The organism is Seinonella peptonophila (genome assembly GCF_900129355.1).
GTDB classification, from domain to species: Bacteria; Bacillota; Bacilli; order Thermoactinomycetales; family Thermoactinomycetaceae; genus Seinonella; species Seinonella peptonophila.
The window spans coordinates 1-25039 of record NZ_FQVL01000009.1 but is presented as its reverse complement, the minus strand read 5'-3'; the positions used below and the strand labels follow the sequence as shown (position 1 = coordinate 25039).

At 40.0% G+C, this 25039-nt stretch carries 20 protein-coding genes, 1 rRNA gene and 1 pseudogene; 8 read left to right on the top strand and 14 right to left on the bottom strand.

Going from position 1 to position 25039, the window contains the following annotated elements; genetic code table 11:
• Nucleotides 1–83: 83 nt before the first annotated feature.
• The 4 genes and pseudogenes from BUB71_RS13645 to BUB71_RS13630 form a co-directional block, all read left to right on the top strand.
• Nucleotides 84–533: pseudogene (locus tag BUB71_RS13645) on the top strand (RNA-guided endonuclease TnpB family protein); the annotation flags it as partial.
• Between the two features lie 286 nt (nt 534–819).
• Entirely contained in the window at nt 820–1530 is a 711-nt protein-coding gene (gene dapD / locus BUB71_RS13640) for a 2,3,4,5-tetrahydropyridine-2,6-dicarboxylate N-acetyltransferase (protein WP_073155562.1), read from the top strand.
• Between the two features lie 14 nt (nt 1531–1544).
• Nucleotides 1545–2762, top strand: a complete 1218-nt coding sequence (locus BUB71_RS13635; protein WP_073155557.1) for an aspartate aminotransferase family protein — start codon at nt 1545–1547, stop codon at nt 2760–2762.
• Between the two features lie 8 nt (nt 2763–2770).
• Nucleotides 2771–3895, top strand: a complete 1125-nt coding sequence (locus BUB71_RS13630; protein ID WP_422785149.1) for an N-acetyldiaminopimelate deacetylase — start codon at nt 2771–2773, stop codon at nt 3893–3895.
• A gap of 240 nt (nt 3896–4135) precedes the next feature.
• On the opposite strand, the gene BUB71_RS13625 is transcribed toward BUB71_RS13630, so the two are convergent.
• A complete protein-coding gene (locus tag BUB71_RS13625; protein WP_245815636.1) occupies nt 4136–5731 on the bottom strand; it encodes a PTS sugar transporter in 1596 nt (531 codons plus the stop codon).
• A 195-nt stretch (nt 5732–5926) separates the two neighbouring features.
• Between BUB71_RS13625 and BUB71_RS13620 the strand changes: the two genes are divergently transcribed.
• Nucleotides 5927–6292 (top strand): winged helix-turn-helix transcriptional regulator, encoded by a 366-nt coding sequence (locus tag BUB71_RS13620; protein WP_422785148.1) that lies wholly within the window; start codon nt 5927–5929, stop codon nt 6290–6292.
• A 39-nt stretch (nt 6293–6331) separates the two neighbouring features.
• On the opposite strand, the gene BUB71_RS13615 is transcribed toward BUB71_RS13620, so the two are convergent.
• From BUB71_RS13615 to BUB71_RS13575, 9 genes are all read right to left on the bottom strand, one after another.
• The gene (locus BUB71_RS13615; RefSeq protein WP_073155545.1) at nt 6332–6889 is read right to left on the bottom strand and encodes an NAD(P)H-dependent oxidoreductase; all 558 of its coding nucleotides are present in this window, start codon (nt 6887–6889) and stop codon (nt 6332–6334) included.
• Between the two features lie 167 nt (nt 6890–7056).
• The gene (locus tag BUB71_RS13610) at nt 7057–8598 is read right to left on the bottom strand and encodes a hypothetical protein (RefSeq protein ID WP_073155541.1); all 1542 of its coding nucleotides are present in this window, start codon (nt 8596–8598) and stop codon (nt 7057–7059) included.
• Between the two features lie 310 nt (nt 8599–8908).
• Complete coding sequence (gene sufB, locus BUB71_RS13605; RefSeq protein ID WP_073155537.1) at nt 8909–10330, bottom strand: Fe-S cluster assembly protein SufB; 1422 nt, start codon at nt 10328–10330, stop codon at nt 8909–8911.
• 80 nt (nt 10331–10410) lie between these two features.
• Nucleotides 10411–10839: a Fe-S cluster assembly sulfur transfer protein SufU gene (sufU, locus tag BUB71_RS13600; protein WP_073155533.1), complete on the bottom strand. Its 429-nt coding sequence runs from the start codon at nt 10837–10839 to the stop codon at nt 10411–10413.
• Nucleotides 10826–12046: a cysteine desulfurase gene (locus BUB71_RS13595; RefSeq protein WP_073155529.1), complete on the bottom strand. Its 1221-nt coding sequence runs from the start codon at nt 12044–12046 to the stop codon at nt 10826–10828. The genes sufU and BUB71_RS13595 overlap by 14 nt, the downstream gene beginning before the upstream one ends.
• A complete protein-coding gene (gene sufD, locus BUB71_RS13590; RefSeq protein ID WP_175552370.1) occupies nt 12043–13332 on the bottom strand; it encodes a Fe-S cluster assembly protein SufD in 1290 nt (429 codons plus the stop codon). Before sufD ends, BUB71_RS13595 begins: the two co-directional genes overlap by 4 nt.
• 14 nt (nt 13333–13346) lie before the next feature.
• Nucleotides 13347–14138, bottom strand: coding sequence for a Fe-S cluster assembly ATPase SufC (sufC, locus tag BUB71_RS13585; protein WP_073155522.1), 792 nt, complete (start codon nt 14136–14138; stop codon nt 13347–13349).
• 438 nt (nt 14139–14576) lie between these two features.
• On the bottom strand, nt 14577–16544 hold the full coding sequence (locus BUB71_RS13580) for a YVTN family beta-propeller repeat protein (protein ID WP_073155519.1): 1968 nt from the start codon (nt 16542–16544) through the stop codon (nt 14577–14579).
• A gap of 13 nt (nt 16545–16557) precedes the next feature.
• On the bottom strand, nt 16558–18579 hold the full coding sequence (locus BUB71_RS13575) for a hypothetical protein (protein ID WP_139279115.1): 2022 nt from the start codon (nt 18577–18579) through the stop codon (nt 16558–16560).
• A gap of 410 nt (nt 18580–18989) precedes the next feature.
• Between BUB71_RS13575 and BUB71_RS13570 the strand changes: the two genes are divergently transcribed.
• Entirely contained in the window at nt 18990–19475 is a 486-nt protein-coding gene (locus BUB71_RS13570) for a hypothetical protein (protein ID WP_073155512.1), read from the top strand.
• A gap of 73 nt (nt 19476–19548) precedes the next feature.
• Here the strand turns inward: BUB71_RS13570 and BUB71_RS13565 are convergent, their stop codons facing one another.
• A complete protein-coding gene (locus BUB71_RS13565) occupies nt 19549–20037 on the bottom strand; it encodes a CBS domain-containing protein (RefSeq protein ID WP_073155509.1) in 489 nt (162 codons plus the stop codon).
• Between the two features lie 1272 nt (nt 20038–21309).
• Between BUB71_RS13565 and BUB71_RS13560 the strand changes: the two genes are divergently transcribed.
• Complete coding sequence (locus BUB71_RS13560) at nt 21310–21597, top strand: hypothetical protein (RefSeq protein WP_073155505.1); 288 nt, start codon at nt 21310–21312, stop codon at nt 21595–21597.
• Between the two features lie 20 nt (nt 21598–21617).
• Here BUB71_RS13560 and BUB71_RS13555 read toward each other — a convergent pair whose 3' ends face one another.
• Entirely contained in the window at nt 21618–22196 is a 579-nt protein-coding gene (locus BUB71_RS13555; RefSeq protein ID WP_073155502.1) for a DUF1802 family protein, read from the bottom strand.
• 368 nt (nt 22197–22564) lie between these two features.
• On the opposite strand from BUB71_RS13555, the gene BUB71_RS13550 reads away from it, so the two are divergent.
• Nucleotides 22565–23218, top strand: coding sequence for a DUF6630 family protein (locus BUB71_RS13550; protein ID WP_073155499.1), 654 nt, complete (start codon nt 22565–22567; stop codon nt 23216–23218).
• Nucleotides 23219–23274: 56 nt separating this feature from the next.
• Here BUB71_RS13550 and BUB71_RS13545 read toward each other — a convergent pair whose 3' ends face one another.
• Nucleotides 23275–24570, bottom strand: coding sequence for a hypothetical protein (locus BUB71_RS13545; RefSeq protein WP_139279110.1), 1296 nt, complete (start codon nt 24568–24570; stop codon nt 23275–23277).
• 394 nt (nt 24571–24964) lie between these two features.
• Nucleotides 24965–25039 (bottom strand): 16S ribosomal RNA (locus BUB71_RS13540); the annotation flags it as partial.

The following is a 25039-nucleotide window of genomic DNA, read 5'->3' as shown; positions in this document are numbered from 1 at the left end:
TTGGGATGGTTTTATAAATTAAACGCCCCCAGGAAGCTTCTACTTCTCTGGGGGGCGCTTGGGCAGACTGGTCAGTCTACCCTCTAAGAAGGAAGCTAGGACAAGCAAAAAAACGACCAGCGATCAAAAAATCCAAAGACAAAGAATCCCGTTGGATGAAAGATCAAAACCATAATATCAGTCGTCAAATCGTCAATCATGCAATCTCTAACGGTGTTGGAGTGATTCGCATGGAAGATTTGACGGATATTCGCAATACTGCCAAGTCAAAGAAAACGGATCCAGGCAGAAATCTACATTTATGGTCATTCTACCAACTCAAAGAGTTTATTCAGTACAAGGCTGAGATGGTGGGGATTCGTTTTGAGTTAGTGAATCCAAAGTATACGAGTCAAACTTGTAAAAATGGACATCAAGCCAAAGTAAATCGAAATGGTCTCAAGTTTCGATGTAAAGAGTGTGGGCACACCTGCCATGCTGATCTCAACGGAGCCATTAATATACTCGGGTTTAGCAGCCTAGCGTACTGGTAATTGGTGCGCCACCCATGCGGGTACATTCTAACTGCATGGGATGGGTGATGGCACACCCCTGAACTTGAGCGTTGTCCAAAACGGAAATGGATTGCGGACGCTAACGACTCAAGAATCCCACGCTTTCATGCGTGTGGAGTGTCAAACTTTTATTTTCTACCTCTTAATCTTATGTTGTCAGTCCCGATATTGAAACGCTTTTAAGGTTATGAAATCCTCATATGGATCAATCCGTCAATATGTTATACTCGTGTAGATAATGAATGAAGAAGGGATTGTATATTCTATGGCAACTTATGATGCTAATAAAATTATTGAATTTATTGCAACAAGCGAAAAAAAGACTCCTGTAAAAATTTATTTAAAAGGTGAGCTTTCCGCAATTGACTTTGGTGAAAATATTAAAACTTTTATCAATGGCGATGTGGGTACAGTATTTGGTGATTGGGGTGAGCTGGAAGGGATTTTACTACGACATCAGAACAAAATCTCCGACTTAGTTGTTGAAAATGATCGACGAAATTCTGGTGTCCCACTACTTGATCTAAAAAAGATTGAAGCACGGATCGAACCAGGTGCCATTATCCGTGAGCATGTGGCGATTGGTAAAAATACGGTGATTATGATGGGTGCGGTAATCAATATTGGCGCAGAGGTCGGCGAGGGCACAATGATCGATATGAATGTTGTTGTGGGCGGCCGCGGGATAATCGGCAAAAATTGTCATATTGGAGCGGGCGCCGTCATCGCTGGGGTCATTGAACCTCCTTCTGCAACGCCTGTCATAATTGAAGATGACGTAATGGTTGGTGCCAATGCAGTGATTCTTGAAGGTGTACGTGTTGGAAAAGGTTCAGTCGTGGCAGCAGGTGCAGTCGTGATCGATGATGTACCAGCCAATACAGTTGTTGCAGGTACACCAGCACGTGTCATAAAAGAGATCGATGAACAAACACGTTCAAAAACAGAACTGGTTGAAGAATTACGTAAATTATAAAGAGGTGTCAACTGATGACCGATTGGCAGCAGCTCGATCAACAATATTTGATGAATACTTATCAGCGTTATCCATTGATGATCAAACGTGCAGAAGGGAATTATATTTACGATGAACATGATCAAGCCTACCTTGACCTATTTACTGGCTTAGCTGTTAATACACTTGGTCATAGACATCCACGACTCTTGCAAGCGATTCAACAACAATTAGAGCTTTATCTACACATTTCTAATAACTTTTTAAATCCACCTGCCATTAAACTAGCGCAGAGGTTAGTAAAACATACCTTAGGAACAGGGAAGGTCTTTTTTACAAATTCAGGCGCAGAATCAAGTGAAGCACTCATCAAGTTAATTCATAAATGGACACAGTTTCATCAAGTTGATCGAGAAGGCATTGTTGTGATAAAAAATAGCTTTCATGGGCGGACGCTGGGAGCCCTTCGTCTCACCAGGCAGAACAGTGTTTATCAAGATTTCCCCGCTCCCGACTTCCCTATCTTTGAAGTAGAGGCGGAAGACCAGGCTGAGCTAGCAGCATTATGTGAACAATCTCGTCCTGCTGCGATCTTGGTCGAACCAATCATGGGTTCCGGTGGAGTTATTTCGCTTTCAAAGGAATACTTACTTTTCATCCAATCAATCGCTCAAAAACATAAGATGTTATTCTGTATAGATGAGATACAGACAGGAATGGGTCGCACTGGAACTTTATTTGCATATCAAGCAGATCAATTAGATCCAGATTGTATCCTGTTTGCAAAAGGGATTGGTGGAGGACTTCCACTAGGCGGGGTTATTGCCAAAGATCATGTGGCCAATGCTTTCAAGCCCGGGGATCATGGTACTACCTTCGCTCCCAGTCCATTAAGTGCTGCTTTAGGAAATGCAGTCTTTGATGTGTTACTCGATGATGGATTATTAGAAGAGAGTCAGCGCTCTGTTCATGCACTTTGGTCGGCATTAACTGATCTACAGGAAGAGTTTCAAGTGATTTCGCGGATCGATGGACGGGGAATGATGATCGGCATTCACACCCAACTTTCGACCACACAAGTAAAAGAGATTCAAAAGAGATTGCTTAACAATGGATTTTTAGTAAATGTAACAGCTCAGACAGTGATTCGTCTATTGCCACCACTTACGCTAACAATTGAGGAGATCAACCTATTTATCAAGGCTTTGACAAATGAATTGAAGCAACTAAAACATTTGCAATCGAGTAAATGAAAGGGTTGATCGAAGTGGATCGTTTTATTGAATTACGTCGTCAATTGCATCAAATTCCAGAGCTTGGTTTCCAAGAATATAAAACGCAACAATTACTACTCGATTATATCCAATCATTACCTCAAGACCGGCTCGAATTGGAGACATGGCGTACAGGTATCCTGGTAAAAGTTCCAGGGTACCGCTCTCGTCAATGTATTGGTTATCGAACAGATATTGATGGTCTGCCAATCGAGGAACAGACTGATTATGAATTCCGCTCCCAACATCCTGGCCATATGCATGCATGTGGTCATGATATGCACATGGCGATCGCCTTAGGTCTGCTCACACATTTTGTTCATCATCCCATTCAGGATGATCTACTCTTTATCTTCCAACCGGCAGAAGAAGGCCCAGGCGGTGCATTGCCTATGCTCACTAGCCAGCCATTTATTCGATGGAAACCTGATCAAATTTTTGCCTTGCATGTAGCTCCAGAATATCCAGTGGGCACGATTTCAACTCGTCCTGGTATCCTGTTCGCCAATACTTCAGAGCTGAATATTCATTTAACAGGAAAAAGTGGTCATGGTGCTTACCCACATCAAGGAAATGATATGGTTGTGGCCTTAACACAGTTAGTGACTCAACTTCACTCGATTGTTTCACGAAATGTTGACCCAATGGATTCTGTGGTACTGAGCATTGGAAAAATTGAAGCAGGTGAAAAAGAAAATATTATTGCTGGACATGCTTCCTTGAATGGCACTATTCGTACACTGTCATTACCAGGGATGGAGAAAGTAAAAAATAGGGTTAGTCAGATTCTCCAAGGAATTCAAACAAGCTTTCAGTGTGAAGCTACACTCGACTGGGGCTCAAATTACTTACAAGTAAAAAATGATTCCTTAATTACTGAAGCATTTTTAGATTGGGCTAGAAAAGAGACCCAGCTTCAAGTCTTTGAGTGTAATCAAGCAATGGTTGGTGAAGATTTTGGCTATTTCCTCGAAGAGATTCCTGGCATGATGTTCTGGCTAGGCGTTGACACTCCGTATGGTCTCCACCATCCCAAGCTGCAACCAAATGAAGCCGCCATTCCAGTTGCGATTCAATTGCTAAGTCAGTATTTTACCCAGCTATCAAAATAATGATAGCTTATTGATGACAACACTACCCATGAACACAAGAATCCCAATCGCTAAAATCACAAGTAGAATAAAATAAAAGTTCTTACCAATCCAATCAATCATGTTCAACCCTCGTTTCCTATTTTCATCATACCGGATTCTTACAGGATGATTATATCATTACGAGTGAGAAATCCTCTAACTTTAACGCAAAAACCAACCTGAACGCGGTTGGTTTTTTGATCTTTATTTCTCCAATTATTATGATGCCTCTTGATTTGCCTGTCTAGACGCCAATCGATTAGCTATTGCTGTGATGATAAAAGCGGATAATAATCCCCCTAGCATAGCGATCACAAAGCCCCAAGGATGATTGGATAGAAACGGTGCCGTAAAGGATGGAACATAAGCCGTTCCACGCACATCAAATAATCCAACTAACATCCCCGCAAAGCCTGCAGAGAAAATAGCGCCAGCAAAGACTATGCGATTGGAAAACATAAATGGATAGGCAGCTTCGACAAAGGTTCCAAAGCCCATATTAATTAAAAAGCCAGGTGAGGCAGCTGCAACATCACTCTTTTTCTTTGGAACAATGATATTGGCTAGTGTAATTCCCGCAGACACCATTACGAGTCCTGTCATGTCCACAGCACCTAAAAAACTATGGCCTGTCTTTTCCATTTCTAAAAGTACAATCGGTAAGATGGCTGCATGATATACACCACCTAATATCGCTGGCCAAATGAGCAGCCCAGCAACTGCACCCGCTGCAACTGGACTAAAATGAATCAGTATCTCAATGGTTGAACGAATAAGTTTCCCAATCTCCAATGCAGCAGGAGCGATTAAAAACTTACCAAGCAATCCTGCCAATAGACCAGCAAATGAACCTGCAATAATATTGACAGTGGTTGCTGGGAAGTTCCAGCGAACAGTTAACTGAAATAGATAGGTGAGTAATAACCCTGCCACAATTCCACCAATCATACCTCCAATAATCCCACCATCAACTGATAATACCCCAGCTAAAATTCCAGCAACTGTGGCAATTTCATCCAATCCTGAAATTTGCCGGGCTGCAATCGCAGCTAACATGATTGGCAAGGCTTTGATTAACAAATCAAAAATTGGTGCCAATGCTTGTAAACCAGGTATTTTACTGAGAGCTAAAATAAGTGCTAAAGCGATAAATCCTGGTAAAGCAGCCATCATCATTCCTTGTAGACGAATTCGTTGCCAAGGCAGTTGACTTTGATTCATTTCATTTTTTGCTGTAGTGCCGATTACCGGGCGATACTTTAGCTGCCAATGTTTACTAAGCGAGCTAATAAAAGAAATGGCACGTGTTCGATTAGTCGTTCCAGTTGTCCCAGACGTTGCAATCACATTGGCGCCTGCTGCGGTGACGAGGGACATAGAGGTTCCACCTGTCCCAACAATAGGAATCTGCTTCCCTGCTGCTGCCTGAACGGTCTTTTGATTTACTCCTCTGGGGTCGGCACTCATCATAATGAGACCATCAATTTCACCAGCATCAATCAATTCTGCTATTTTCTGATCCATAGTTCTGGCTTGCTGATTTACCTCTTTTAATGTGCCATGTACCATTTCGATCACATTTTGCTGAATTGAATCAAAACGATATAGTCTCCCTGACGTGGTCTCCTTGACTTGATCCATGGATGCAGTCGCAGCAATAAATTGTACTTCTTTAATTTCTAATTCAGCAGCCTGACATTGTTTTAACATTTCATTAAGTAATTGTTCGGGAAGGTTACCTCCTGATTGAAATAAATTTCCTCCACTGCTACCTATGATGCCGATACGTTTCTTCAGATGCGACTCACCTCTCAATTTATTCTAAAATACAATTATAATATCTAATATATATATAAAAACATACCAATTGCTGGCTTATATTTTAACGAAACGCATAGACAGTCTGATCAATGAATCATTGTGATATATCATTCAAATAGTTCAATTTAATTTGAGATCGTGGTATGTATGAATAAATTTCCCAAACTACTTAATAAAGGAGAAATGATGATGGAAAATACAGAGAAAACTTGCGTTCCTGGTGGAGCCGCTCTCAAGAATACTGGTTTTGGCTACACATTATCGTTAATCGATGGAAAATACAAAATGATTATCATATATTGGTTAGCTGAAAATAATGTGATGCGCCATAATGAATTGAAGCGAAGCATTGGTACAATTTCATTTAAAACATTAAGCGTTATGTTAAAAGAGCTTGTAGCAGATGGTTTGATTATTCGAAAAGAATACCCCCAAATCCCTCCCAAGGTTGAGTATTCACTCTCTGAGCGTGGACGCTCTCTTATCCCATTGCTTAATATGATGTGCGACTGGGGAGAAAAAAACCACCCTTCCATTGCTTTAAACAAAGAATAAAAATATCCAGCATCTAGGATATTTTTATTCTTTACATCATCATATTTGATCAATGAATGCTATATAGTCACGAGCGCTTTGTTCTAATTCTTGTGCTTCTAGACGGTAGTTTTCTTCTTCATTTCCACCGGGTCTTTTTTCTTTGCCATAATGAGCAAAATAAAAGCGATAATTGGCCTCACAGTAACGAAATGTTGTTTCAAATGGCACTAACAGCTGATCAAGCGTATAAAGATATTTTCCTTCTTGATGATACTCCGCTTTTCGAATACCTGCTGTTACTGCTAAAGCTACTTTACGATCTTTTAATTGATTCCCTCTTGAACCATATGCCCAACCATACGTAAAAACATCATCCAACCATTTTTTTAGTAAAGGTGGGCAATTAAACCATTGAATCGGAAATTGTAAAATTAGCTTCCCATGTGATTCAATTCGTTGTTGTTCCTTTTCTATATCTATCTTCTCATCTGGATACTCCTGATATAATTCATGTACAGTGTATTTTTCTGGGTATTTTCTTAACTCTTTAATCCACCTATTGTTGACAATTGAAGCTTCTATATTTGGATGCGCGGCGATAATAAGGGTTTTCAATTTCCTAGGCCTCCTACAAATAAATTTATATTTATAAGTATAGAGACCACAATAAAATGATGTAAGTACGCACTTTTATGCCATCTACTTACCTAAAGGTGAGTATTGATCACTGATCCAATTAAGACAAGTTGGAATCCTGGTTAGAGAAGGTATCATGATGTTCTTTAGAATCGATTACGATCTCTATCAACATTTGGTGTTATGATGTCAATAGAACTTCCCCAACGGTCACTCTGAAAAAACGACCGAGCACGTAATTGTTGTTTTTCTCCTACAAATCGGCTTACATGATTATAAATATTGATCCATCGATCCGCTTCCCTTGGATGAGTTTCAATCCACTCTGCTAATTGAGGTAAATAACTTTTCCGTATATCAAAATCTAGATTTCGACGATGAGTTCTCTCAAATGGAGCAAAAGAATGTTCTGATAACCTACTATTTTTGGATCTAAATTCCGTTCCTAGCTTTCTTATCCGATGAACTTCGTAGTCGGAGTGCTGAAATTCTGCTAATTTATCTTGTTCAATTTGTGAATGAATCTTCTTCATTATTCCATGAACAAACTCGATCTCTTCTAATTGAAATCTCCCGTTCAACTTAAAACCACTCAATAGCTCTGTACGTGGATGACGATTTTCTTGTAGATATTTCTGTATGAGTGGGCCTCTCTCAGGATCTTGTAAAACCGTCTTCTCAAGATATGCATAGATCTTTTCAAATTTCGGTTCTAATTGAATTTGTTGGGAGGTTTCCACCACTTGTATAAGCTTTAAATTTTCCAATACAGATAGAGCTCCAGACATTTCATATTGATCTGTTTTTAAAAATTTACGAAACGATTTTTCTTCAACAATATTAGAACCCGATTCTCTTGCGATCTCATATAAGCTTATCATCGACTCTATTTCCTCTATTGAGAAACGAAGTGGACTCCCTAACAAAACAGGTTGACTGCGAAGCCAATCCTTCTTATATTTCGGGTTTTCCCTATTAATCAATCCTTGCAACTCTTTGGCAAAGACTTGATAAATGCTCTGTAAATTTTCATTCCTACTTAATATAAAATCATTTTCCTTGTTTGTGTTCATAATTTTCGAAAATAAATGATGCCTGTGTTCCATTTCAAATGGGATTTTCTCTACATCCAATTTCGCTTCTCTTCGAGCTTGAACTCTCTCCAGTATCTCCAATATTCCCCTTTCCTCTTCTTGATCACTCAAACGGTCTGGATGCAGTTCCAAGCGTTGTCCCATTATTTTTTGATGCCAACCTTCTACAAAAGACCCGATTCTCTCTAATTCATCTAATTTTATATACGCTAGATAGCTTGAATCACCCTTATAAATGGAATCAAAATAATAACTCGTAAAATCATTCTCTATATACTCATAATGCTCATCAATTGCTTGGCTCAGTTCAGGGTTTTGTTTTAAAATCCCTTGAATCCTTTGATGCTCCTGGGCACATTTCCATGTAGGGGTAACTTTTGAGACGAAATCATAATCATCTCGATGAAAAACAAGTAAATCTTGATCTTCTAGTTTTTCGCCTACTTTTTCTCCATCCTTCCAAAATTCACCAAGTATTTTATGATAAGAAATTGTGGAGCTTTCTTCTTGTTCCATTATTTTCCCAATTCTTAAAAACATTTCTATTTCTTCTACTGAACGACCAAATAATTCTTTAAAGTTGGTGGCTTCCATATTCACACCTCTTTTATTTATTCTAGTAATATTCTTTATTTTTAGCATACCATTTAATTATTCATAATCTATACCTTCAAGAATCTTGCCCAACTAATCTAAGTCTAAATACTTAACATGAATAAGTACGCAAAAAAGCACTGGACAGAGCCAGTACTTTCAAATTATTGAAAAACGAATCTTCAATAAAAAATAAGTTGAATTCTAATAAAAGAACCCGATTCCCACACTTTGTGTGGTGAAAAATCGGGTTCTTCGTTTATCTGAATCCTCAGCGTATAGAAATGGCGCTTTTCTGTTGGAACTCCTATTAGCCGATTGAACCTTCCATTTCAAATTGAATCAAGCGGTTCATTTCAACTGCATATTCCATTGGAAGTTCTTTGGTGAAGGGTTCGATAAAGCCCATGATAATCATTTGTGTTGCTTCATCTTCAGAGAGTCCGCGGCTCATTAGATAGAAAAGTTGGGCTTCGCTAACCTTGGAAACGGTCGCTTCATGTTCTAAAGTAATATTATCCGTCTTGATTTCATTGTATGGAATCGTATCAGAAGTGGACTCATTATCAAGGATTAATGTATCACATTTCACATTTGCTTTGGAGCCTTCTGCTTTCCGTCCAAAGCTGGTCAAACCACGATAGGTAACTTTCCCACCTTGTTTACTAATCGACTTTGAGATGATAGTAGCCGTACAATTTGGAGCTAAAGCGGTCACCTTTGCACCTGCATCTTGATGTTGCCCTTTGCCTGCTACAGCAATGGAGAGAACATCAGCTTTTGCTCCTTCGCCTTTCATCACGACTGCTGGATATTTCATTGTCAATTTACTACCGATATTGCCATCCACCCACTCCATATGAGCACCTTTCTCCGCAACTGCACGTTTTGTCACTAAGTTATAAACATTAGGAGCCCAGTTTTGAATGGTGGTGTAACGACAGCGCGCATGGTCTTTCACAATAATCTCAACAACAGCGCTATGAAGGGAATCCGTGCTATAGATTGGTGCTGTACACCCTTCTACATAATGAACAAAGCTGCCTTCATCAGCGATAATTAATGTGCGCTCAAATTGTCCCATGTTTTGTGAATTAATTCGGAAGTAGGCTTGCAGCGGAACTTCACATTTTACACCTTTTGGTACATAGATAAAGCTTCCACCACTCCATACTGCACTATTTAAAGCAGCAAACTTATTATCAGATGGGGGTACGACTGTGCCAAAGTACTCTCTTAGCAACTCTGGATATTCACGTACAGCCGTATCTGTATCACAGAAGATCACACCCTGATCTTCTAATTCTTTTTGCATGTTATGATAGACAACTTCTGATTCGTATTGAGCGGAAACTCCTGCAAGAAACTTCTGTTCAGCTTCTGGAATTCCTAATTTATCAAAGGTTTGTTTGATCTCATCAGGAACCTCTTCCCAAGAGCGACCTTGTTTTTCAGACGGTTTCACATAGTAGGTAATATCATCAAAATCCAGTGAATTTAATTCACCAGGCAGAATAGAAAACCAACGACTATTTGTTGAATCTGGCATCGGCATTTTAAAGAATTGTTCTAATGATTTTAGCCGAAACTCAAGCATCCACTCTGGTTCATTTTTCATTCGTGAAATCTCTTCTACAATTTGCCGGGATAGACCTCGTTTTGATCGATAGACAGAAACATCACGATCATGAAAGCCATACTGGTATTCTGATAGCTCTGGAACTTTAGCCATGGGTCTTTCCTCCTTTTATTCTCTTGCAATCTATATAAAGAAAAGGGCTGATCTAAAGCAATCTCTTGTGAATACCCTGTTTAATGCTTTTGGGCCAAGCCCTTTTCCATTGCTTTCCACGCGAGCGTAGCACACTTAATCCTCGCTGGGAATTTCGCTACACCTGTCAATGCTTCAATATCCTCTAATGGAAATTGATCGGAATCTACCTCTTGTCCCTGCATCATTGAAGAAAAAAGGGTGACCAATTGTAAGGCTTGATCTGTCTTTAGTCCTTTGATTGCTTCTGTCATCATGGAAGCAGATGCTAAACTGATTGAGCATCCTTCTCCTTCAAATTTGGCTTCTTTGATTTGATCATCTTGAACACGCATCTGCAAAGCAATACGATCTCCACATGTTGGGTTATTTAACTCAACGGTAATCGCATCATTATCCATTGTGCCCCGATTTCGCGGATGTTGATAATGATCCATGATCACGCGTCGATACAGATCATCCAATTGCATTTCCAAAGAACTCCTTTGTTTTTTCTAGACCGCTTGCTAATGCTTCTATATCTTGTTCATCATTATAGATATGGAAGCTAGCACGTGCCGTAGCTGTCTCTTCAAGCCATTTCATCAACGGTTGACAACAATGATGTCCAGCGCGAATCGCGATCCCTTCTGTATCCAATACGGTAGCTACATCATGCGGATGAATGGAGCCAAGATTAAAGGTGACGACGCCGATTCGGCTCTCTTGAGGGCCATAAAGTTTGACTCCATCGATTTGCGAAAGGCGCTGATAAGCATAGGCTGTTAACTGACGATCATGTTGTTCAACCTGATCCATACCTACTTGTTGAAGATAGTCAATCGCAGCCCCTAGTCCAACTGCCCCAGCGATAATAGGCGTCCCACCTTCAAATTTCCATGGCAGCTCCTTCCAACTCGCTTCATGCAAACCGACAAAATCAATCATCTCGCCCCCAAATTCGATTGGTTCCATCTGCTCTAATAAAGCTTCTTTACCATATAATACACCAATTCCTGTCGGTCCTAACATCTTATGCCCTGAAAAAGCGAAGAAATCGACATCAAGCTGTTGGACATCAATCGATAGATGTGGGATACTTTGTGCGCCATCGACAACAATGATACCACCCTGTTGATGGATTAGCTTAGCCAAATCAGCAATTGGCTGAATTACACCCAGTACATTTGAGACGTGATGAATCGCTAAAATCTTCGCCCGTGGTCCTAGCTGCCCCTTGACTTGCTCAAGATCAAGGCTGCCATCAGCCTGTAGCTCTAAATAACACAATTTTGCTCCAGTCGCTTTTGCCACTTGCTGCCAAGGAATCAGATTACTGTGGTGTTCTGCCGCTGTGATCCAAATCTCATCACCAGCCGACAATTTTGAACGTCCGTAACTGCTCGCTACTAAATTAAGGGCAGTTGTGGTTCCTCGTGTAAAGATCACTTCTTTTGAAGAAGATGCCTGAATAAATTGAGCCACTTTCTCACGCGCTGCCTCATACGCCTCTGTCGCTCGACTACCCAATGTATGGACACCACGATGAACATTTGAGTTATCTTTTTTATAATATTGCTCGATGGATTCAATCACAGACATAGGTTTTTGAGAAGTAGCGGCACTATCTAAGTAAACCAGTCGATGATCATTAATTTTCTGCTGAAGTATAGGAAAGTCGGATTTATTTACCCTCATTGATCAAATTTCCTTTCAACAATCTGTCTCAAATGATTTTGCAAGGATTCTGAAGGGATTTCACGAATAACTGCATCTAAGAAACCAAATACAATCAATTTCTCTGCTTCTGCTCGACTTATTCCCCGTGACATCAGGTAATAGAGCTGTAAAGGGTCCACTCGCCCTACACTAGCCGCATGACCAGCCGTTACATCATTTTCATCAATCAATAGAATTGGATTTGCATCGCCTCGGGCTTCTGAATCAAGCATCAGCACTTTTCCTGATTGTTGCCCATCAGACTGGCTCGCACCTTTTTCAATCTTTGTAATACTATTTAAGATATTCGTCGCCTCATCTTTCACGACTGACCTTGCCTGGATATCACTTGTTGTATGCCGTGCAAAATGGCTAATGGAGGAAGTGATATTGGAGCGAAGTGAGCCTGCACCCAAAGCTAAAGATTTCACGCCCACATGCGCGCCTTCACCTCGTAGATATGTGGTTTGGTCTGAGAGTAGACGCCCGCTGCTAAAATCTCCAATCACCCATTCTAAATGTCCATCTCGCTCAACAATCGCACGTCGATAAATCGTATCAACCACCGATGAGCTGGTATGGTTCACGGTTGTAACCTGAACATGTGCTGAAGGTTTTACATAGACTTCAATCACACTATTTAAGACAGTAGGACGCCCTTCATAATCAAAGTAGTTAGCGATCACTTCAACTTTACTACCTGTCTCTGCTACGACCAATAGATGTGGGAAAGCGGCTGTCCGATTTCCAGCTAAAGCAAAAATAGCTTGCTGAGGCACTTTTACTTCAACATTGCGTGGCACATAGAGAAAAGCACCTGATAATAATGCTCCATGAAGCGCTGCAACTTGGTGTTCGTTATTTTGGAATGCTTGCAGTAAATACTTTTCAACCAATTCACCATGTTCTTGAATCGCCTGTTCAAGTGATGTAAAAATAACACCTTGTTTTTGCAACTCGGGGTCAACTTGCTCAAAGATAGACTCTTGATTTTTTTGAACATAAAGTCCTGTCCCTACATCACCTGCTGCAATTGAATCACGAATAGAGGCAGGCAACTGCTGAAGTGTTTGAACCGACTGTTCAGAAGGAACAGGAACAAAATCCGTAAAACCCCATGATTTCACATTTGTTTTCTCTAGCTTTGGGAGGTCAAGCTCAGCAACCAAGGCGAGTGAAGCTAACCTTTTCTGCCGTAACCATTCTGGCTCTTGTCGTTTTGATGAAAATTCTCGTATATTTTCTTGATAGACTTCTACACTCACTTCTATCACCTCCCTTAGACCTGGGCATGCCCAACAGTTTCGTCTTCAATCCCCAGTTCTTCTTTAACCCAATCGTATCCTTCAGCTTCTAGTCGCTCAGCTAACTCCGGCCCACCAGATTTTACAACCTTACCTTGCATAAAGACATGGACAAAATCAGGTTTAATATAGTTAAGCAACCGTTGATAGTGAGTAATGATAATCACACCTAATTCTGGGCTTCGCTTTTCATTTACTCCTTTTGCTACCACTTTGAGCGCATCAATATCAAGTCCAGAATCGATCTCATCGAGAATGGCAATCCGCGGATCAAGCATCATCATCTGCAAAATCTCGTTTCGCTTCTTCTCTCCACCAGAAAAACCTTCATTCAGATATCTTTGTGAAAATGAGGAGTCGATCTCTAATAGATCCATTTTTTTATCCAATTCACGAATAAATTTCATCAGGGAAATTTCGTTCCCCTCTTCTCTTTTTGCATTGATTGCGCTACGCAGAAAATCAGCATTTGTTACACCACTAATTTCACTTGGATATTGCATAGCTAGAAAAAGTCCTGCTTTTGCTCGTTCGTCTACTTCCATTTCCAAGACATCTTGACCATCAAGCTGAACTTCACCTGCTGTTACTTCATAGGTTGGGTGCCCCATAAGTACAGACGCCAATGTACTTTTTCCCGTTCCATTCGGCCCCATGATCGCATGAATTTCTCCACCATTTACTTCTAGATTCACACCTTTTAATATATCCTTATCTTCTACTTTTGCCTTTAAATCACGAATCACAAGCTGTGGTCTATTTGACATAGATCATTCCTCCAAAAATATCGCTCATCTATTTAATCATGACGAATTGCTTCACTAAGAGATTGAGAATCGCTTTATTATTATCAATGCATTCTCAATTTAGCATGATTATCATCTGATTCTCATTACATTCTATAGAAGTTACCATCATGAATCAAGTATTATCTTTTGCAAGCAGAAATCAAAGTATCACGATTATAGCATTTTTAAGCGAAAATAACCCATTTTCACATACAAAAAAGCCAAGCCATTTTACAGCTTGGTTTAGATTGTAGACAAAGTAAAGGTTCCGTCAATATTTCACGCTTCGCCTCCATTTCAGGATGCGTTGATGTCTTCAAGGCGCCACAATTGCTCCCTCTTCTACCAAATTGTACGAACCTCTTCCTTATCAATTGGGTTTTTCATCATTCTGATCAAGCCATTTTACGGCTTGGTTTACTGGAGTGACTCTACATATTTCACCAATGCATGAAGCTCTTGCTTATTTAAATCTCCCACTTTCCCATGAAGTCCCAGGGGATTTTTCTTTGTTAATACATCTTGAATCGTTTTCGCTGAACCATCGTGCAGATAAGGTGCTGTCGTAAAGATCCCTCGAAGCGTAGGAACATCAAAATGTATGGTATCTCGTGGATTTTTCATTCCTGCTCGTGGATCACCTGAACTTGGCTGATCAAGCGGATTGGTTGTCCCTACGTTATATAAATACTCACTTGTAAGAGCTGTTAACTGACCCTGCTGATCAACAGCTTTTGCACTATCTGTCATTTGGGTGCCAGCATGACAAGAAATACAATTAGCTTTTCCTTCAAATAGTGCTTTCCCTTGTTTTTGTTCAGCAGTTAATTTTCCTCTTTGATCATGAGTCGGATTTTGGGGCACAGGGATTGTTGCTAAGTAAGCCGCTAAAGCTTGATATATTTTTTTAACATCCTTTGGTAATGGCTTACTTGGATCAAAACGTAACATACCACCCATCTCAGTCTGCACTGTTAACAAATAATCTTCAAAATCATCACGACTGCCATCCCAGAGAAAGCGTCCTGTTTTCATTGCTAAAACATTACTCGGTACATTTCTTGGGCCTTTTGTGGTCATGAGCGTTAAGCCATCGGTCTCCCCACCAGCATGACAAGAAGCACAGCTCATCCAATTGTCCTGAGTCAGATCAGCAGCGTTTTCATCGCTATTGGCACTGTAAAAGAGCTTTTTTCCCTCTCGTACAAGCGGAGAAAGGGAATCCTTTTTGATTAAGCGCAAAGGTTTCTCCTCTTTTACCTGTGTTTCTCCATACTCCTCACCTTTACCCGTCTCAATCTGGACCAGATCATGACTCATTCCATTGTGAACATTCAGGACTTTACCATCTTTAGAAAGTGACATACCGATTGGAAAATCACCAGGAATTCTTCGAATGATTTCTGTCGCATTTCCACCGAGCGTTAGATCAAACACGACCAGATCTTCACTACCTGTCATCAATACATATGCTTTTGTTTTCTCTGTATTGAACTGGATATCCGAAGGATTCGATACGATCATCGTTTTATTTTGCGTATCTTTTATATCAATACCTTTAAACAATTCTTTCCTCTCAGCGAGTAATTCTACATCTTTTTGGATATCAATTTTACTAATCGCAGGAAAGATCGTTTCATCAAAGTGAATCGGTGTATCCACATTTGTTAGCAAATGGGTAACCCAAGCTGTTTTTCCATCTGGTGTGATTTCGATTTGTTCTAGTGTATTGGGGATTCCCTGACTCTTTTTTCGGTCACTCTGATCTGGAGAATTCGCTAACTTTATTTGTTTCTTCACTTGTTGATGAGTTAAATCAACAATACTGATCTTTCCATTCAAATAGTGTAGTACATATAGTTTTTTACCATCGCGGGTCATGGCCATCGCTCTTGGCTTTTCATCGAGCTGAATTTGCTTCGTCACTTTTCCTTCATCGCGATCAATGATCGATAGCGTATGGGAACGAAAGTTACTTACATATAGCCATTCCCCATCAGGGCTAGTCAGAACAGCATACGGTTCTATTCCGGTCTTAATTTGTTGTACAACCTGTTGCTGATCTAAATCGATCACGTCGATGCGGTTATCACCTGTACAGGCCACATATAGTTCTTTCTGATCTGAGCTTAAAGTTAATGTAGATGGGTTTTTACCAACTGGGATTTCCCGCAACACTTTATTCTTTGTCGTATCCACCAAAGTAACGGTAGGCACGTCTAAATTTGCAATATAAGTAACGGTTCCTGCTTGATTGGTGATGATATTTTTACTCGACACGGCCTGGTCACGCTTTTCGTTTGTAAACCAACCTGTGTTACATCCAGCGGTGATGATTACAAGGACAATGATCACGCCCACCCATCGCGAATAACTGAGGTTCATACTCCATTCATCCTTATTTTTCACGATTCAACTTTACTTCTACAGGTAATAGAATTGGAGAAATACCATATTTACCATGACCTTTTTGAATTTGCGGTACATGATCTTTATCTGTATTTCCTGATTGATCTTTTTCATAGTAGAGATCACCAGTATCCCAAAATTCACTTGCTTGCATCCCCTCTGTCAACGATGGCCCATCTATCACATGGTCATAAAAATCCTGATAACGCTCTTTTAGTATTTTTCGTTGCAGAGCTTTTGGTTTCGTTGAATCGCTTGTCGTATTCATAAGCGAGGTTAATCCTAAGCGGAGTACTGCTGACACACCACCAGCTATTGTTGGATCATAGATCGCTTGATTGCCTTCTGTACGGAAAGTTTTTAATTGTGGGTCCCAGAAATATTGATCCATCGCAACATAAATTTTCCGTGCTGCATCTCGGTATTTGCTATCCTTAGTTGCTAAGTAAGCAGCGGTTAAACCACGAATCGCCCCGATTTGGGCAAGCAATTTTGGCTGACCGCCCACTTTCCCGTTCCCAATCTCATATCCATTCGCCACTAGACCATTTTTCTCGATCAATTTAGCTAGAATAAAGTCTGCTTGCTTTTGAATCATTGCAAGTGCTTGTTTTCCTTCTTCTGTCTTTAAACCTTCTGCGTCTTCACCACTGGCATATCCTACTGGCAGCCCATCATAAGCCCGTTGGAATATTCGTAGTGACTCCACCGTATAACCTGCTTGAAAAGGATCAAACACTTTTCCTTGTGTTTTTCCATCATGCTTAGTTACAAAGATTCCTTCCTGTTCATTCCAGTGCATGGTTTGGAGGTTTCGGAATTGTTGTAAAAGCAAACCCCGATTTAATGAATATGGATCTGTGCTATCAATATCATTATCTGTGTCCTGATCAAGATTTTCTTTAGGAGCAGAAGGAAAGGGCTTTCCATCAGTTAAAGCGCGAAACGCTGGGTTGATATTCTTATTTTCGTCCCTTTGATCCATCACGCCAAAATACTCACTTGCCGGCCATAGCATCATCCATTGGTCCTGTAAATCACTACTTGGGTTCTTCACGGTCAACTTCTCAGCATTAGCACCTAAATCATCTACTTTTTCATCGACAACAACTTCATGAGGTAAATACTGTAATCCTTTACTGGGGTCATATTTACTGCCTTGTGCTTTCTCTAATTGTCCTGTTTGAGGATTGTAAAAAAGATTTTCATGAATAAAGGCAAGTTTATTCCAAATTTCCTCAGCTAAGATCATTCCTTGCATACCATCTGCTGAGCTAACGCCTAAACCAATATTGGGATCTTTATCGTCAGAAGAACTAGTTGCCTCCTTTTCTTCATCCTTATCTTTGGTATGAACACCACCTAAAAAATCCCCTGCCCACAAAGCTTGTTTGAGAAAGGTACTACCATATGCCGATGGGATAAGTGTTTTCTCCATTTTTTTACGATCCCAGCGGAGCGAAGCAAAGTCAACCTGATAATTAGGCGTATAGGCACCTTTTTCTCCATCAGCAAATTTGCCCGTATCCACTTTTTGAGTATAATGTGGATCGCCGCCACTATATTCAATCACTGTAGGGTACATATTCTGTTGAATTTGTTCAATTGGATAACCTACTTGTTCTGCTAATTCTTTTATTCTTTCACCTAATAATTCACGATTATTTTTACCTGCTGCTGAAGCTAATTGCTGGATCATTGGACCATTCACAAGGTGAATACCTAATCCAGATTTTTCAACCACTTCATACATAGCTTCTTCAGAGTATTCGTACGACTCTATCCCTGCTGTATAGTCAAATCGCGATGGTTTATCGACTGCTTCTGGTTTTAATAAATCTAGGTTAAGCCCAAGGCTTTCAACCATTGGCTCCCCGGAAAGTTCAAATTCACTATAGGCAAACATATTACCTGCTGTATCAAAACGATAGCTTGTAACTGGAACATTCAGTTTCTTTTTTTGCTTTGATCCTTGCATGCTCGGCGCACACGAAGTAGTAATCATAGCCATACTAAGTAAGCCGGTCAATACAAACCCGCTAACCTTTCGGCGTTTTCTATGCGTACTCATCATACACCACCTAAATGAATTGATAAAGATTCTCGTTTTCGTTTTCTATTGAGAATTATAATCATATTCATTCTCATGAACAAGAGTTTTTTACGCAATCCCAACAAATCCATAAATAAAAAAAGACTTTCTCAAAAGGGATAGTCAAAAAGTCGAAAAAAATGTATAATCGAACATATGAACGGTTTTCTTCTTATGTACGAACCTTTCTTTATTCAAAGGTTTACGAATCCTCTCGCAAGTAGGATCATGTTTTGGTATAATTCAAACAAGTTGAATGCAATTATAACTATTGGACCTACTGAAAATACTTGATCGTTATTTTTTTGATACATCTAGGGGGCTAAACTGTGAAGAAAATCATTTCTTATATCAAAAATGGAAGCAACCAAGCCTTTTCTGAACAGCATCGAATCCTTCCGCCAACAAAACTTTCCAAGCATATACATCCTTTTCACATCTTCGACAAAAGTTATTCATCGTACGGGAAAGTCAATCAAGAAACAGATCATACTTATCTACAAAGTTTTATGAAGCAAAGAATGTTAACCATCTGGAAAGGACAGCGTCAATTGTTGAACGTCGCTCCGATGTTTCCAGAACCTTTAGAATCGATTATCTACAAAAACGTCTATGAGCGAATCAAGCCGCTTCTGATGGGAGCTTATCATGAGGATTTCCACCAAAGCGAAGATGAATTTAGCTTTGAGAGCTGGCTTCAATCATTACAACAAACTGCCTACCATCTAAGTCGCCCTACTGATGCCATTTGCTGGGATGAAATCGCTCTCTTTATGAAAAAATATGCCGAAAAGCCACGGACAGCTCATGATTAGAAAAACCATACTAAACTCTATACAAATCTACATAATCTTGTTAACAAATGCCATTCTTTGTGAATGGCATTTGTTATACTTTTCCTTGCATATCTTCAACGATCTGTAGATACTCCTCCTGAAAATATTTAATCACTTTCTCCATTAATACTTTCCTAGTTAAAATACCTACAAATTGATTTCTTTCATCAATAATGGGAATATAAGAGCGATTCACCAAAATTTCGAATGCAAAAGAAAAGATGGAGTTTGCCATGATTCCTTGGTGATTTAAGTTCATCGCTTCTCGAACCCTGTGATTACTCAAACCAGAAAAATCAAAATGATTATCGTTTCTGCCAATATGCAGCATAAAATCTAATATATCAGTCTTACTAATCAGCCCTTCTACTTGCCCTGAAGGATGGATAACAGGCACAGAAGTTGTTTGTTTTCGAGTTAATATGAGCAATGCCCTTTCAAGGGACCAATCAGGGTCAACCGTGACCACTTTCTCCTTGGGAATGATCAAATCAGCTATCTCTCTGACGAATAAGTAATTGGCTTTCTTTTGATCAAGCATTAACAAAACTCCCTGTTCATAAACTATTAAACAAAACGAGTAACACCACTCTCCATTCCTTCCAATCATTGTGATCGCATGAGTATGCTGTGATTGATCAGTTCAGCATAGATGATGAACCATGACCAGTCTATTTCTCTATTTCTTTTATTCTCATGTGATTTTAGAGGGTGCTAGATTAAAAAAATTTGACAAATATAGGAGTTTTTCTTCCTTCATCATGGTACTGTTGTCAGCCTTCGCTGTCAATCATTTTCCGCTCTTATCTCTACTCTGTCTATACCCTTATCATGGAGAGTAAAAACCAGTTTCAACTGAATTGACAAAGGTAATAGATTCCTGAAAACGTCAGTTTAACAACTGCTGATTTTCAATCTCCTATTTTTGAAGACAGATATGATTCTAACAAAAATGGTTATGCTAAGCACTAAAACATTCTTAAATGAGTTCTCAATACCTTACTTCTCCTCGCGCGTTTGATCAATCTCAAATATAAGGTCAATCACCTTCAATTTGATTGACTAGCTACTGTTCCGAAAGAAATTCTTGTTTGATACGCAACAAAATAATTATAATTTACGAATAATATGAAATTGCATGATTCCTATTATATAATATAATCAATCCAAGCTATTCCTTAGTTAAGATATAGACACTCGATTTCCCAAACCAACAGAAAGAAGGGAGCATAATCTATCTAATTAAGGATCAATTGTTCGTCAGTTGATGCAATTGAGGGAGATGTTAAAAGAAGAGAACTTTTTCAAAGTCTGTGGACTATTTTGTTAGGAACTTGACATGTTGGACGATGATGATGGAAGAGCCAGGTGTTCTATACACCATACTGAGGTCTGCATGACCTGCAATGCTTGTCCAGATTGTGAGGAAGTTTGTCAAGAACACAAGGGGTGTCAATGCCCTGCTTGTGGTAGGTGCAACAAATAGTTAGAAACAGCAACAGCGCAAGTTAGGGAGTTTCATGCATCCCAGCATGTGCTGTTGTTGTCATGTCGAACCCCCCTTTTCGTTATGGAATTGATTCTCATTCATATTGCCCGAAAAATGAACAATTATTATCTACTTCTTTCGGTGCCACTTATACGGAATGACAGCTGTAGCAGTATTTTCCTTTCGGGCAAACTGATTTGGAAAACATAAAGAGGAATGCTGTTTGGAAAGATTGATGGATGATTGTTAGATCAGAAATTGATATAATATTTTTATCATATGACTTATATTTAATTTAATCAAATGAAGGGGTATGTAATTTAAATGGATCAACAAAAGAAACAACTCATTGGAATCATCTTGCAAATGCTAAAAGATATTTACTATACAACAAGTCAGCTAGAACAACTCTTTCAAAGTCATAATATACACATTTTAAAACGGAATTTTGATCCGTTTCAGGATATGTTAATGGCACTCGGTTTATCCGATGAAAAAGGTGATCAGATTATTCAACTGATCAAACTTTATGTAGAAGAATCTATGACATTGGAAGAAGTATTAGTCGAAACTGAAGATATCATTAGAAAAGAGACTGGCGCTCTAAATTAAGAGCGCCTAACTTTTCTCCATCAATTTTGCAACTCGGTATGAATACGAGCTACTTCTTCAGAAAAAGCATGCTCATCTAAAACTGGAGATGCTTTTTTTCCCAATACTTTTGTAGGAAGTTCAATCCAAGACTTGCACCCTAAGTATTCGTCTTTTATTTCAACTGGGATTGGCTGCTCTAATTGATAAACTCTTACTAGGAATAGATGTAAGGGCAACTTTTTCTTCCATTTTAATCTCTCTGAGGCAAATTCTCTTGTCCAAATATGATGTGCATCGACCCGTTGCAACATCTCATCATCGAGGATCTCAATATCTTCGACTAATTCCGCATAGTATTGGAGAGTTACCATCGAATCTTCAGCAGACCAATCAGCTAAAGTCTCTTGTAACTCTCCCTGTTTCTCCTCTTTTAAAAGATGTGCCTTTTGATGCTCATAGGTAGGATAGAGTAAAAATTTATTACTCTGAACTTCAAAATGTCGTGTCTCTTCACGGATCCCACCTTTTCTCATCAGCAATATTTGTTCCCCATTTCCTAAGGCACGAATTGCGACTGCCCACTCTTTCAGCGCTATATTTGTCTCAACCTTCATCATCTCACCCCATCTTCCTGTTTTACTTAGCCATTATACATGGACATCTATCGTAGTAACAGGTTCAAAAAGTGAAAAAAGATGATCTTTTGCACCGAAAAACCTGGAATTGGCTTATTTGTTTGGCTATAATGGATATAGTTACCACATTGATGCTATGGAGTGATGTTGAGAATTTTTTATCATCGATTTGTGAATTTTTATTGTATTTTTTCTTCATATCGACTCCAAAGGTAGCTTCTATCTCGAAAAATTAATGGAAGCCTTTTTTACACTTCACATTGCTCTCCACCAATTTAAGTGGTATAATGAAAGGAATCGAACACACGTTCTAAAGACCCTCTCACTAGACGAATGTAGGGGTTGATCCTATGAAAAATGAATTATTATTTGAGCTTTGTAAACTTCTTCTACCTGAAGATCCTTCTTTGGAGGCAGAAGTTCGAAATTGTTTAATCGAGCCTAAGACATCATCTACCATTATCATGAATGAGCTAGGTGATTGGTTTCGCGGCGTTGATATCACTCGTTCACTTCCTTGGTATCAACTAATCTATAGCTTATATCAACGTGACTTAATGTTTGAGCTAAGTGCCCGTACAGTTGCGGAAGGTATGGATTATTATACAAATCAGCTACTACGAGAGCTTAGCGGTGCTGATCCTTCAACACACTCTGAGTCAACTTCTAGTCATAATGACGCTGTGCAATTAATTCATTCATTCTTAGAAATTACAGGCGAACATCTTTTAGCAGCCGATTTTCGATTAGGTGAGTTTCGCTTAGACTCAGGCATTTCTACGATTACTTTGATTCCAGCTCACACAGCCACTCAATGTGTATCATTAGCTGCTGAGTCAGGATATGGAGAAATCATTCTTCATCCTCTCTCAACCGAGAATATTAAAAAAGTTTGTTTACCTTTACTACAATCATTTTACACTCCCAATGTGGAAACCGAATGTTTATTAGATTCAATTCCAGATCATAGAACGATTTCATCATCTCGTACTTATTCATCTTAATTTTTATCATCTCACATAAAATGAAGCCCCGTATCTGTCAGGATACGGGGCTTCATCTATTTCACTTTCTTGATCTGGGTCAATTGTTCTTTGATGCGCGAGTAGGGCACATGCCACCCCCACAGCCCTGTAAAAGCCCCCAGAGCGACTGCGACTGCTACAAAGCCATTAACCGGAACCAACTTGGCCAACGACATATAGAGCCATGTTGTCACCCCTGTAGCTGTAAGTCCGAGCAGGGTGACCCGCACTTGCCTCCACTTGAGCTCAGCAATTCCGAGGAATGCTTGCTCATAGTAACAAGTTTGGGGGAGGTGCCACCAGTATAGCAGTCCTGTGATCGTGATAACCGAAAACTGAATCATCACATTTGCATTTGTATGAAGAACCAGAAGTTGAAACAGGATATAGCAGACAAAAAGCATGAGCACGCCTACGACCATACTCTTCCGCTCCCGAATCATCTTCCGAATTCCCACCTCGACCACGTACTGGTCTAGAATTTGTTGGTAGGCATTGATTCGAGCTGTGCGTTCTTCCAGTTTTGGATACACACCAGGGACTTTGGAGATATCCTTCTGGGCAATCCGTCCTGCTGCCAGCCCAAGCGGATTGATCAGTAGGCTCCGCAGCTGAATCCACAGCCCATAGCCAGCATAGGTAATCACCCCTCCTAGCGATAGTACAATGCTGTTAAAGCATAGCTGCCCCCCGTAGTCCAGCGTCCAGCGAAAAGAGATCGGTACAGCGTGCTTCAACAATGCCGTAGCATCTCGAAGCTCGCAGATCCATCTTCTCTTCCAGGCATGTTCGCTCGACTTACGTCCGTGTTGAAGCTGCGAGGAAGTGCTGTATTGCTTAACAACGAATCCCATGAGTACAAATATCATTGCCAAGCGCACTACAACACTGGAAAGCGCGAGCGAGACCAAGTTCCAGTCTCCCACAGCTAGCCAAATGACGTTTGCAGCAAAGACGAGCAGGAGAGTGGCTACTGAGGTTTGTTTCAAAATCTGAGTTTGATCTTTTTCCACGAGAGCTACTGACAGGATATCCCGCATTCCATACAGAATTCCCCAGCTTCCTCCTACCCAGTTAAGATAGAGAGTAGCCTCATGTTGTTGGTTCCCACTCATAAAGAACCCTGTGAGCCAACTTGAGGAACGAATCACTACGCATAGAGTGATGATCCCAATGATCAGATTTAGCCTCATGGCAGTCCATAGAAGCGCACGAGCCCTTGCTACCCCCTCAAGTTTATTTTTCTGTGGTAGCAGCGTTCCGAGCGCACTGCTCAAGCCCAAGTTCAGAATGCCAATCACACTCATAATGGCAACAGTCTGTCCGACCACGACGACTCCAGCTTCGCCAATAGCGAATAGAGCGAGATTGGTTTCAGTAAAAGAGCGAAGTTTTTCCGCAACCTTCTCTGAAATCAGATTGCTCAGCCTATTTTGCTGATTGGACATGACTTCCTCTCAAATAAGCTCGGTTTCCAATAATTTAGATCTTGTAAGGGAACAAGTCGCCTCATCCCCTGATGGATGAGATCAAACGAATAGACGTTTGACGATGATTGCTACACCCCATCTATTCAAACATGATTCGCTAAATTGGATCAACAATAAAAATAAAAAGCTCGCTATCTAAGTAGCGAGCTCGTTTCTTTAATAACAGAAGGGTGAACACGGACCTGAGAGTTCGTTCAAAATTGTACCAGACAGTATAGTCTGAGGTACTCCATAGAAAGGAGGTGATCCATCCCCACCTTCCGGTAGGGATACCTTGTTACGACTTCACCCCAGTCATCTACCCCACCTT

What these genes read in the sequence shown, in the direction of transcription:
- dapD (WP_073155562.1), top strand. Translation starts at nt 820, where the DNA reads ATGGCAACTTATGATGCTAATAAAATTATTGAATTTATTGCAACAAGC.
- BUB71_RS13635 (WP_073155557.1), top strand. Translation starts at nt 1,545, where the DNA reads ATGACCGATTGGCAGCAGCTCGATCAACAATATTTGATGAATACTTAT.
- BUB71_RS13620 (WP_422785148.1), top strand. Translation starts at nt 5,927, where the DNA reads ATGGAAAATACAGAGAAAACTTGCGTTCCTGGTGGAGCCGCTCTCAAG.
- BUB71_RS13610 (WP_073155541.1), bottom strand. Translation starts at nt 8,598, where the DNA reads ATGGAAGCCACCAACTTTAAAGAATTATTTGGTCGTTCAGTAGAAGAA.
- sufB (WP_073155537.1), bottom strand. Translation starts at nt 10,330, where the DNA reads ATGGCTAAAGTTCCAGAGCTATCAGAATACCAGTATGGCTTTCATGAT.
- sufU (WP_073155533.1), bottom strand. Translation starts at nt 10,839, where the DNA reads ATGCAATTGGATGATCTGTATCGACGCGTGATCATGGATCATTATCAA.
- BUB71_RS13595 (WP_073155529.1), bottom strand. Translation starts at nt 12,046, where the DNA reads ATGAGGGTAAATAAATCCGACTTTCCTATACTTCAGCAGAAAATTAAT.
- sufC (WP_073155522.1), bottom strand. Translation starts at nt 14,138, where the DNA reads ATGTCAAATAGACCACAGCTTGTGATTCGTGATTTAAAGGCAAAAGTA.
- BUB71_RS13580 (WP_073155519.1), bottom strand. Translation starts at nt 16,544, where the DNA reads ATGAACCTCAGTTATTCGCGATGGGTGGGCGTGATCATTGTCCTTGTA.
- BUB71_RS13575 (WP_139279115.1), bottom strand. Translation starts at nt 18,579, where the DNA reads ATGGCTATGATTACTACTTCGTGTGCGCCGAGCATGCAAGGATCAAAG.
- BUB71_RS13565 (WP_073155509.1), bottom strand. Translation starts at nt 20,037, where the DNA reads ATGCTTGATCAAAAGAAAGCCAATTACTTATTCGTCAGAGAGATAGCT.
- BUB71_RS13560 (WP_073155505.1), top strand. Translation starts at nt 21,310, where the DNA reads ATGGATCAACAAAAGAAACAACTCATTGGAATCATCTTGCAAATGCTA.
- BUB71_RS13555 (WP_073155502.1), bottom strand. Translation starts at nt 22,196, where the DNA reads ATGATGAAGGTTGAGACAAATATAGCGCTGAAAGAGTGGGCAGTCGCA.
- BUB71_RS13550 (WP_073155499.1), top strand. Translation starts at nt 22,565, where the DNA reads ATGAAAAATGAATTATTATTTGAGCTTTGTAAACTTCTTCTACCTGAA.